The sequence below is a fragment of the Flavitalea sp. genome, assembly GCF_035489435.1.
Lineage (GTDB): Bacteria > Bacteroidota > Bacteroidia > Chitinophagales > Chitinophagaceae > DATHKG01.
Map to the genome: position 1 here is coordinate 1 of NZ_DATHKG010000120.1, position 11,419 is coordinate 11,419.

At 42.1% G+C, this 11,419-nt stretch carries 10 protein-coding genes; 8 read left to right on the top strand and 2 right to left on the bottom strand.

Features of this window, described 5'->3' with window-relative positions; genetic code table 11:
* Positions 1–302 precede the first annotated feature (302 nt).
* Entirely contained in the window at positions 303–1,070 is a 768-nt protein-coding gene (locus tag VK664_RS19230) for an RDD family protein (protein ID WP_461400322.1), read from the bottom strand.
* A 120-nt stretch (positions 1,071–1,190) separates the two neighbouring features.
* Here VK664_RS19230 and VK664_RS19235 point away from each other — a divergent pair, with 120 nt between their 5' ends.
* The 7 genes from VK664_RS19235 (at position 1,191) to truB (ending at position 8,012) form a co-directional block, all read left to right on the top strand.
* On the top strand, positions 1,191–2,168 hold the full coding sequence (locus VK664_RS19235; RefSeq protein WP_461400323.1) for a stage II sporulation protein M: 978 nt from the start codon (positions 1,191–1,193) through the stop codon (positions 2,166–2,168).
* Positions 2,155–2,973: a hypothetical protein gene (locus tag VK664_RS19240; protein WP_461400324.1), complete on the top strand. Its 819-nt coding sequence runs from the start codon at positions 2,155–2,157 to the stop codon at positions 2,971–2,973. Before VK664_RS19235 ends, VK664_RS19240 begins: the two co-directional genes overlap by 14 nt.
* Positions 2,970–4,265 carry a DUF4350 domain-containing protein gene (locus VK664_RS19245; protein ID WP_461400325.1) on the top strand — a complete coding sequence of 432 codons (1,296 nt, stop codon included), beginning with the start codon at positions 2,970–2,972 and terminating at the stop codon, positions 4,263–4,265. The genes VK664_RS19240 and VK664_RS19245 overlap by 4 nt, the downstream gene beginning before the upstream one ends.
* Positions 4,255–5,232, top strand: a complete 978-nt coding sequence (locus tag VK664_RS19250; protein WP_461400326.1) for an AAA family ATPase — start codon at positions 4,255–4,257, stop codon at positions 5,230–5,232. The genes VK664_RS19245 and VK664_RS19250 overlap by 11 nt, the downstream gene beginning before the upstream one ends.
* Before the next feature lie 127 nt (positions 5,233–5,359).
* Positions 5,360–6,709, top strand: coding sequence for a DUF58 domain-containing protein (locus VK664_RS19255; protein WP_461400327.1), 1,350 nt, complete (start codon positions 5,360–5,362; stop codon positions 6,707–6,709).
* Positions 6,710–6,768: 59 nt separating this feature from the next.
* Complete coding sequence (locus tag VK664_RS19260; RefSeq protein WP_461400328.1) at positions 6,769–7,233, top strand: hypothetical protein; 465 nt, start codon at positions 6,769–6,771, stop codon at positions 7,231–7,233.
* A gap of 74 nt (positions 7,234–7,307) precedes the next feature.
* Positions 7,308–8,012, top strand: coding sequence for a tRNA pseudouridine(55) synthase TruB (truB, locus tag VK664_RS19265; RefSeq protein ID WP_461400329.1), 705 nt, complete (start codon positions 7,308–7,310; stop codon positions 8,010–8,012).
* Position 8,013: 1 nt separating this feature from the next.
* Here the strand turns inward: truB and tamL are convergent, their stop codons facing one another.
* A complete protein-coding gene (tamL, locus tag VK664_RS19270) occupies positions 8,014–10,335 on the bottom strand; it encodes a translocation and assembly module lipoprotein TamL (RefSeq protein WP_461400330.1) in 2,322 nt (773 codons plus the stop codon).
* 20 nt (positions 10,336–10,355) lie between these two features.
* Between tamL and VK664_RS19275 the strand changes: the two genes are divergently transcribed.
* Positions 10,356–11,102, top strand: coding sequence for a TrmH family RNA methyltransferase (locus VK664_RS19275; RefSeq protein ID WP_461400331.1), 747 nt, complete (start codon positions 10,356–10,358; stop codon positions 11,100–11,102).
* Positions 11,103–11,419: the final 317 nt, after the last annotated feature.

Sequence of the window (11,419 nt, forward strand, 5' to 3'; positions counted from 1 at the left end):
GTATGATATTCCCCCAAGTGGATGAGCTAGTTGGGAGTGGGATTGTGCCTTTGCGCGGCCTTCGTACCGTGGTCGAGTTACTGAAGCCGATCAGGGCGATACTGCAACCAGCACTGGAAGAAACCCTAACAAAGCTGATCAAGGCAAAAAAGCCGATCGGAGACAACAACAAATAACGGCATAACGAAAGGTATTAACCACGGGACACAGCCGCAAAAAGGCACAATCCTGCTCCCAACGGTGCGAAGAAGCGACCAAAAACTGTTGCATAATGATGCTGATTGAAAATATCCAACTGCAGACTAATTCGACGAATAGTAATTATAATCCTTCAAAAGCGTCTTCAAAAAATCCGAAGGCTCCTGGTCGCTTTCCATTTTTAGTTTTGATTTGATCCGGTCAGCGATTTTCATGGCCAGTTCATAATCATTTTTCTTTTTCACAGACTCAATGATGCTCTTGAGCGTATTGATATCCCGATCGCTTAGCTGCATTACCATAGGATATCTCGGTTCATAATCAGATTCCAGTTCAGTAAAAACAGTGTCCTCCCAGGATGTGCGGTTTTTCAGATCTATAATTATAGTGTCGGCGAGAATATCGCCAACCCGCTGCGATCGTTCTGTGAAAATTACAGAAGCAAGTCCAATAAATATTAACGGAAATAAATACCAGGGAAGGTCATTGTTCATGATACTGAATAATAACAGTAGCGGAAAATCGATCAGCCTGAATACCCATCTTATTATATACTGACTAATTCCAGGCTGACCGCCCTGGGCGGTGATAACCCGGATATTCATGATTTTTTTACCAATGCTCTGGCCATTCATGATGATCTCGCAAACCAGGTGATAAAACATCACTGGAAACCCCAGCAATATCTCCTTCCAATTCCAGCTCCCGGTCCAGATAAAAAAAGAAGGAATATGAAAGATCAGAGAAGCGATTTTGATATAGATCCAGCAAACCAGCAGATCAATCAACCATGCAATAAGACGTTTATGAAATGGAGTAACGGCAAACTCAACCTGTATATTAAAACCTGTATCTAATTTGACCAATCCCATGCAGCGCTAAATTTAATATTTAATATTTAAAATTTATAATTCTAAATTGTATATTGGTAATTCTATGATAGTGAGCAAGGTCACACTTATTCAATCCAGCAGTATTAAATCAGTTCCTCTGTGAGAGAAGGTCTTTTTATCAAAAAGAATATTGAGAAATGGAAGCAATACCAGTACGAAACAAATTCTGATCCCGATGAGATGGCAAAGGAATTTACCGAACTGGTCAACGATCTGGGTTACTCAAAAACTTTTTACCCCCATAGCAAGGTCACACAATACCTGAACGGACTTGCCTCGCGCATCTATCTTGGTATTTACCGGAATAAAAAAGAAGAGACTTCAAGATTCTGGAAGTTCTGGAAAACGGAATTGCCGCTTACTGTGCGCCGCCATCACAAAGAACTTCTATATGCATTTTTGATCTTTACCTCCTTCGCTATCATGGCGGCCGTTTCCGCCGCCCATGATGATAGCTTTGTTCGCGGTGTACTCGGTGACAGCTATGTTGAGATGACTGACGAAAACATTTCACGTGGAGATCCTTTCGGTGTCTATAAGGATAAGGAACGTTTAAACATGTTTGTAGCCATCGCGGTCAATAATATCAAGGTCTCATTTATAACATTTGTAGCCGGATTCCTGTTATCGATCGGAACCGTGTGGTTACTATTCAAAAATGGAGTTATGCTTGGGGCTTTTCAATATATGTTTTTTGCGAAGGGGCTGGGACTCCAGTCGGTGCTGGTAATCTGGATTCATGGAACCCTTGAGATCTCAGCTATCATAATTGCGGGTGGCGCAGGACTTATCGTAGGCAACGGCATTTTATTTCCGGGTACCCTGAGCCGGATACAATCATTAAGAAAAGCCACGAAGGAAGGACTCAAGTTAATGATCGGACTGATACCTGTTTTTATTATGGCAGCCTTCCTTGAAGGTTTTATTACCCGTTATTCAACAATGCCCAGGCTTGTTAGTGCATCCATACTGCTTGCATCCATCAGTTTCATCATCTGGTATTTTGTAATCTATCCAATCAAAGTAAATAAACAGCTGGCAGTATCAAAAATCAATTTCCCGGATGAGCCGATTTAAAAAAGCTACGTTCATTTTATATTTCATCCTTATGGGTCTTGCTGGGTTTTCCCAGGAACAGGATCCCCTGGACACAATGCTGATCATCGATTCCGCTCATCAGGTAATTGAAGCACCTTTTTATGATGATTCGGATTTTCCCGAATCAGCGCCTTCAGCCAGGTCTTCCATCCAGCCGCAGGTTCCGGACACACTGATCTTTCGTAAAGTCGCGGATTCTATCACTGCCCGTTTAAAAAAACAAAAAGATTTTGAATATGCAAATGATCCGGCATACTGGGTAAGAAAACCCCTGAAGCCTTCAAATAACAGTATATCCCTATGGCAAAAACTGGCTGATTTTTTTTCGAGACCAGCTGTGCGGGGTTTTATATACCTGTTGTTGTTCGGGCTCGCAATCTTTCTGATTATCAAAGTAATCATAGTCAACAACCTCTATATTTTTAAATCCTCTCCCAAAAAGAAAAAAGTAAACGCCACTGGTGATGAAGCAACCCTGATGGAAGAAAACCTCGATGAACTTATCAGAGATGCCCTTGAAGTAAATGACCAGCGCGCCGTTGTAAGGTTTCATTATCTCAAGACCCTGAAGTTGCTCGACAAGAAAGGATGGATCAGCTTTCATCCTCAATCAACCAACCAGAATTACAGGAGCCAGGTGAATAACTATGCGAAAGGAAAAGAGTTCGGCTTTCTTAGTTCAGCCTACGAACATGTATGGTATGGAAACTTCCAGCTTAACCGCGAACAGTTTGAGATTGTGTTACACAGCTTTAATCACTTTCAAAATTCATTGAAAGTATGAGGATAAATTCCATCTGTAATTCTTCTGATATTTTTGCAAAAACTGCCATTGTTAAAAGATGGGTGCTGTTTTTTCTGGCAGGCATCACCATTTTTATCACCAGTTGCAGTAAAGAAAAAAAGCTTAACGAGAAACTGACCTTTTGGAAAAATGATAAGATACCTTATGGAACCTTTTATGCATATGAGAACCTTAAGCGGATGTTTCCCGGTGTCGAAATAAGTATAAATAAAACGTCACCAGACAAGTATCATCTAAACAACCTGGAAGAGTTGACAAATGACGGGTCGGATAGCAGCAATCCTGGTGAATCTGCGCTCATCATCATTTCACCGGTAGTAGCCCCCGATAGAAGGGAACTGCAGGCGATGATGAATTATATCAGCGAAGGCAACCATATCTTTATTTCAGCGATGGAATTTTCTGATAACCTGTTGGATAGCCTTAGGTTAAAAGCACAATTGGAATCTGGCTTTGATTCGATGGAGGACTCACTTACGCTTAGTCTTATTCATCCAATTGAGAATGATACAACATCATTTGCATATCCCGGTTTGCAACTGGATAATTATCTAAGAAAATTTGATAACAACATTACCCAGGTACTTGGATACAATCATGACAATAAACCGAACTTCGTAAAGTTTACTTATGATGGAGGTGGTTCACTCTTTATCCAGCTCGCACCCGCCGCATTTACGAATTTTTTCCTGCTTCATAAAAATAACAAGATATATTATGATCAGGCTCTCTCATATCTTCCCCCGCAGTTAGATGAAGTAATCTGGGATGAATATTTCCGTTATCATCGCAATGGCAGTGGCAATGAAAACAATGACTTTTCCGCATTCAGCTGGATGATGAAACAACCGGCCCTGGCCTGGACCTTATGGCTGCTGCTCTTGTTGTTTTTGTTAATTTATCTTTTTGAATCGAAAAGAAAACAAAGAGCCATCCCGTTGAAGCCCAGCCTGAAAAATGCTTCCGTAGATTTTGTGCAAACAATCGGGCGGCTTTATTTTCAACGCAAAGACAACAAGAACCTGGCTGGCAAGATGATTACACATTTCCTTGAACAGGTAAGACAACATTATAATATTACCACTTCCAGTCTTGATCAGAATTTTGAGAAAAAGTTAAGTTATAAGTCGGGACACACAGCGGAAGAAGTAAAAGATCTCGTGCAACATATTAAGATAGTTCAGGAACGCCCCCTCGTGAGCGATGAACTGTTACTGGCATTCAATCAGAAATTAGATAAGTTTAAAACTAAATTTAAAGATGGAAGATAATTTTTTTGAACAACGAACGGATCTCGGTTCATTGCAACAGTCGGTAGAGAATCTTAAGGCCGAGATCGGTAAGGTGATCGTTGGACAGGAAGAGATGATTGAATTATTGCTTGCAGCTATCCTGGCAGACGGCCATGTGTTGATCGAAGGTGTTCCCGGTGTGGCAAAAACACTTACTGCGAAACTCCTCGCAAAAACCGTTTCGATAGATTTTTCAAGAATACAGTTTACACCTGATATGATGCCAAGCGATGTAATTGGCACGACGGTCTTTAATCCTAAAGACATCAATTTCCAGTTTCGGAAAGGACCGATTTTCAGTCATTTAGTGTTGATCGATGAAATTAACCGTGCGCCGGCAAAAACCCAGGCTGCTTTGTTTGAGGTGATGGAGGAGAGACAGGTTACCGTTGATGGCACTACTTACCCTATATCTGCGCCATTTATGGTGCTAGCCACTCAAAACCCGATAGAGCAGGAGGGAACTTATCATTTGCCCGAAGCCCAGCTCGACCGGTTTTTGTTTAAAGTCGAAGTAAGTTATCCGACCGCTGAACAGGAGTTCCGGATTGTATCGCATCACCATCGTTCGGGCCTGGAAAACCAATTGAATGAAGTAGGGCCTGTTTTATCGGCTGAGCAGATAACCGCTTTGCGCAACCAGGTGAGAAGTATTCATATTGAAGACAAGTTGATTAATTTTATCACCGCTATTGTGGCGGGAACCAGGAATCATAAATCGATATACCTTGGTGCTTCACCCCGTGCTTCTATAGGTGTGTTAAACGGCGCTAAAGCAATTGCGGCTATGCGTGGCCGTGATTTCGTAACGCCGGAAGATATCATCTTCATTGTTCCGCATGTGCTTCGTCACCGTATCGTGCTCTCACCCGAAAAAGAAATGGAAGGCGCGCAGACTGATGACGTCATTCTGCAACTTATACAAAGCATTGAAGTACCGAGATGAGTTATGAATTATGAGTTATGAGTGATGAGTGAAGATGTGAATGGATTAAATCCTTAACTCGTCACTTAACAACTCACTCATCACTCATCACTAATAACTCATCACTCATAATTAAAGTGGTTTCGTTTTGTTAAAAATTATAAATACATACCTGACTTCCCTGTTCTTCAGCTCCCGGTTTTACTGGTCACTGGCAATTATAGCATGTTTGTTTGCACTTGCATTTCTTTTACCTGGAATGGTGTTTGTCATCAGGCTTTTGTTTTTTGTTTTTGTTGCACTTGTACTGCTGGATTATGTTATCCTGTTTTTCACTTCAAATTCAGTGATTGCCTCACGCGAACTTGCAGAACGTTTTAGCAATGGTGACCAGAATACGGTAAGAATTAAAATAATCAACCAGTTTCCATTCAAAGCCAGCCTTAAGATAATCGATGAATTACCAGTGCAGTTTCAAAAAAGAGATTTCCTGTTAAAAACAACACTTGAAGGAAACGGTGAAACTGAAATCAGCTACCAGCTTAGACCGGTGGAGCGGGGTGAATATATTTTTCTTGATACAAACGTTTTTGTAAAATCACCTTTAAACTTAGTGGTGCGGCGTTTCCAGTCTGGCGCAAATGATGTTGTGAAAGTGATGCCTTCTTTTGTTGACCTTCGCAGCTTTGAAATAATGGCTTATTCCAATAATCTCTCGGAAGCCGGTAGCCGGCGCATTCGTAAGATTGGTCACAGTCTTGAGTTTGAACAGATCAAAGAATATGTTGCCGGTGATGATATCCGGAGTATTAACTGGAAAGCTACTGCACGCAAAGGTGGTCACCTGATGGTGAATAATTATACCGACGAACGTAGCCAACAAGTATATTGCCTGATAGACAAGGGTCGCGTTATGAAAATGCCTTTTGAAGGAATGACCCTTCTCGACTATGCCATCAATGCAACGCTCATTCTTTCCCGCGTTGCACTGATTAAGCAAGATAAGGCGGGCCTGCTGACATTTGCCGACCAAATAAATCAATTCCTGCCAGCCGATCGCAAATCTGCTCAGATGGCTACCATTATGGAGACGCTCTATAACCAGGAAACAAAATTCCTCGAGACCGATTTTGAAAAGGTTCTTATACATATGCGTATGCGCATCACTTCGAGAAGCCTTGTAATCTTGTTTACCAATTTTGAATCATTATCAGGTCTGCAGCGGCAACTGCCTTATATACGAAGCATTGCGAAAAACCACCTGGTGCTTGTGGTGTTTTTTGAGAACACAGAACTGAAACAGTTGACAGACAAACCCGGAAGCGATATTGAATCTTTATATATAAAGACCATCGCCGAAAAATTTGCCTTCGAGAAAAGACAAATGGTAAAAGAGCTTCAACAACACGGGATCTTCACCATACTTACACCTCCGGAAAAACTTACGATTAATACCGTGAACAAATACCTCGAATTAAAAGCCCGCCAGGCAATTTAATCTGGTGCATCGGTAAATTGGTATGTCAAATAAGAAGATTTGGCATTAAATTATTCCGATTGAGTCAATCACAAATACAACAATCCGCTGCAGCCCACTTGTATCCTGATAAAATTATTTTAGTTACAAGAAATAACAGAGATGATGCTGTTAGTTATTTTACCGATGACATTACCGTTTTGCCTGCTGATGTCTCTGACTATGAACTGGGTAAATATTTAGTAGAACATATACATCGGTCAAGAGTGGACGCGGAATCGTATGAGTATTTCAGGGAATTCAGGCAAACGTATAAAAAAAAGGGGAAATTCAGAACCGAGAAAGCCACTATGTTGATTGTCAAATATGCAAGTGTCAGCACCGTTGACGGAGTGTTCACCTTTCTACCTTACAGAAATTTGTTTCCTGAACGCGGTTGGAAAGCATTTCATAGAATACCTGAAAACCTGTTTGTACGCGAACTGGGAAATGATTATGCGCAAATAGGAAGAAGCATGAGGGATGCCTGGGATAAATCTATCTAAATCCATGTAAATCTTTTTAAACTCCCTTTAAACCTTTTGAGAAGTCTTGACAGGGGATTAACAACTTTTAAAACTTGCCTTATCTTCGCGCGAAAAAAAAGTTGGAGCAGTTGGAGAATACATATGAAGAGGGGAGGGTTTTGCTGATCGATAAGCCATACGACTGGACCTCTTTCGACGTGATACGGAAAGTGCGTAATGTGCTCAGGATTAAGAAGATTGGTCATGCAGGCACCCTGGATCCGTTGGCCTCCGGACTGTTGATATTGTGCACAGGAAAATTTACTAAAAGGATCAACGATTATATGGCTGCCGAAAAAGAATATATAGGTTCTTTTACCCTCGGGGCTACCACACCAACCTATGATCTTGAGAGCGAACCGGAGAACTTGCTGCCTGTTCAAAATTTCAACGAAGCCGAACTTCAAAATGCAACAAAAGCATTCGCCGGAGAAATATTCCAGGTTCCTCCAATGCATTCAGCGATCAAAAAAGATGGGAAACGAATTTACAAATTAGCCCGCCAGGGAAAGGAGATCGAGCTTGAGCCAAGAAAAATCACGATCAAAGAGTTTGTTATAACCAGGATAGAATTGCCAATGGTCCATTTTCGGGTTGTGTGTTCGACGGGCACGTATATACGAAGTCTTGCAAATGACTATGGTAAAGCCCTCGGATCAGGGGCGTATCTCAGTGGCCTTGTTCGAACCCGTATCGGTGAGTTTGAACTGAAAGACGCTGTTACCATTCAGCAATTGGAAGATGCTGCTCATAAATGAATCAAAACGGATAGCCTATCCCGAACTGTAATTGTCCGCTCGTAATTTTCAGTTTATGGAACCAACCTGCATTGTCATATGAATAAATAGGATCTTTGAGTTTATAAGCCCAGTCTAACCTAATCAGGAAAAAATCAAAATCAATACGTAAACTGGTACCGCCACCTACAGCAATATCTTTGTAGAGATGTTTAAATGTCAATTCAGAACCTTCCAGTTTCTCATTGTCAAAATTTGAACGGTTCCAGATATTTCCGATATCGGTAAAAAAAGCACTCTTGAATTTTATCCCAAACAGCGTTCCGAGGTCGAACCGGTATTCAATATTGCTTTCCAATTGGATATCACCGAACCTGTCGATACCTCCCTTCAGGGTGTCGTAAAAATTATTTGAGCCGAGTCCCAATTGTCTTACCTGCCAGGCCCGCATAGTATATGGCCCTCCTCCAAAATATGCTTTAAAGAAAGGAAGGTATTGCTCGGGGCCGTCCTTTGTTTGTCCATAGCTGTAACCATAACCACCGAACATTCTGAATGCCCAGGTCGATTTTGGCTGATCGATCAGGTATTTATATTCAATATCGGCCTTAATGAAACGACGTAATTCACCGCGGTCAAGCGATTTGATGAGCCCGACAATGGCACCACTTTCTTCCAACCTTGTTTTAAATAATCCGTGGTTGGTTCGGGAGCCGTGATCATAACTATAAGATAAGATCTGGCTAATGATAAATCCATTATTAAATGCAATCTTAAGGGAAGGAATTTCCTCTTCCAGTTTTAGAAAACTGTCTGTCTTGATGATTTCAGTATACTCAATATTGAAAGGAATATATCTCCAGGCATGTTTCTTTTTACCCCACTCATAACCCCAAGAGGCCTTGGCAGAACGCACGTCATAAAAATCAAGCCTTTTGGTATATGCAGCACCAAGAGAAACAGCTGTTTTAGGCGAGTTCAGTTTGTTTTCATTTTTTACTTTAAATGGTAAAATGAATCGGGGAATATAAATGTTTTGAGAGATACCGCTCTGTAGTGTCTGGATTATGTTTCGGCCAAGTTCAATACCAAACTGAACATTTGTAGTACTTTGAACAGCCTCGCGAAAAGCATTACGGTTTAATAACCCGATATTAAGGCCGGTACCGAACAACTGCCCGGTGCTAAGGTAAGTTCCGCTATTGCGACTGGTTTCAAATGCTATATTGAGGCTCTGCTTTTTTGCCGGATACAACCTTATGCCCGCATCAAGCAGCGGTACGGAATCCATTCTTTCAGAAAATGCCACATCTACCTGGCCCCAGGCACCGGATTGATTGAAATTATTTACGGTCGCATAATAATTTTCAATCTTATACAAACCCCCGGGTCTTAGCGCAATGTTCCTCGATAAATAAGGTAATTTGAATTTTTTGGTGCGATAGAAGAAATGAATTGAATTTAAACTGTCATGGGTCTTTTCAACCGGGGCGATTTCTTCCTGTATCGTCATATCCGGGTACACCCGGACATCTCCAATATAATACTTGCTGTAATGGCTTGAGTCTTTTATTCTTGCCTGTTTTATTGCAACGTTGATCGTAGGATTCTCTCTTTTTCGTTTCAGCTCTTCCAACAAAGTAAACTGTTCAAAGGGATCAAGAGAAGGGTCAATTAATGCAGCAAGCACAGTGTCCCTTTCTATGATGAAATCTTCCTTTACTATTTTATAAAATCCATGATTTCGGAACAAGAGCAATAGTCGATCAAGCTCTGATGACAACACCTGGATAGAATAGGGCTCGCCTTTTTTCAGAAACGACGCTTCGCGGTTTTCAAGGACAAGTTTTTGAAATTCAGGATGAGTGAGTTCATATCCTATTGAGTCCAGTTTTAGTTGCTTGCCCGGTGTTACCGTGAACTGAACTCTTACTCTTTGCTGATCCCTTACGGTATCTATTAAAAATGTGTCGGTGATACTCGGGCCGAAATAACCGACCGAGTTGAGCAATGCGGTCATGGAAGCTTTGGATCTTGAAACATTGCCCGAATCAAACACCGGTGGACGTTCAAGTTTATTGTAAAGTAGTGTTGGAAAACCCAGTGCTACAATGGTCCGGACTTTCAGGCTGTCTGAAATCTGATTCTCCAAACCTGCTTTAAGCTTTTGTTTTTCAAGGCCTTTCTGAGGCCCGTCAATATTAATGACCGTTTTATAGACAAATGGTTGGTTTCTTTGGTATTTTTTGGGTATTGTACAGGATGCGACCAACAGCAGGACCATCAGGATGGCAAAGGCGGAACGGAAAATGGTAAAAAAGCTAACTTGCCGGGGGAATAACATAAAGCTGTAAACATAACACGATGTTGATTAAATCGCAGGTCAAATATATTCAAAGTTTAAGCCAGAAAAAATTTAGGGATGATGAGGGCTTATTCGTGGCAGAGGGGCCGAAAATAATTAACGATTTATTGGCCGGCAACCAGGTTTTGATGCATTCTCTATTCGCTACTGAAGAGTGGCTTTCCGCCAACCGCAGCGTGCTTCCTGCCTCAGCTTCATCCGTCACCCATACTATAAGTCACCAGGAACTCGAACGTATCTCGTTTCTGACAACCCCAAACGAAGTTCTTGCAATTTTTCGAAAACCGTTATTTGAATTTCCGTCAAACAGCGTCGATTCCCTGATCCTCCTGCTTGACAACATACAGGATCCTGGTAATCTCGGCACCATCATCCGCTGCGCTGATTGGTTTGGAATAAGACATGTGATCTGCAGCCCTGGCTCGGCAGACCAGTTTAGCCCGAAGGTTGTTCAATCCACGATGGCAAGTATAGCCCGGGTGGGGGTGCACCATGCAGCCCTGGCTTCCTTTCTCGAAGCCAGGCCGGGAACTCCGGTTTATGCCGCAGCCCTAGAAGGGAAGTCCCTGGATCAATACAAATCTGTGGATCGGGGGATCCTTGTGATCGGTAATGAATCAAAGGGGATCAGTTCCGAAGTGATGGCTTTTGCCACCGAGTGCATCACTATTCCCCGCCGGGGTAAGGCTGAATCGTTAAATGCGGCTGTTGCCACCGGAATTATTCTTTCTCATCTTGTCGGTTAAGGCATTTCAGTAGCATTTCCGGGTAAATTAAATTTCGCCGTTAGATAGCTCGCTTATCTGAGCCGGTTGATTTTGCACGTTCATGGCGCTCACTCGGTTCTTCCCTTCGCCGGATGGGCCTTTCGGTTGATTTGATTTGCCACTGTGATTCCTGGTTAATACCATTGTTCATGCCGGGTCTCTGCTGTTGTCTCCGATCGGCTTTTGTTCCCTGATCGGCTTTTTTAAGTATGCTTGTAGTGCTGGTCGCTGTTGGGCCCTGATCGGCTGCGGTAACTCCGGGCAGGAATCGAAGGTGGCAATCAAACCAACCTCAG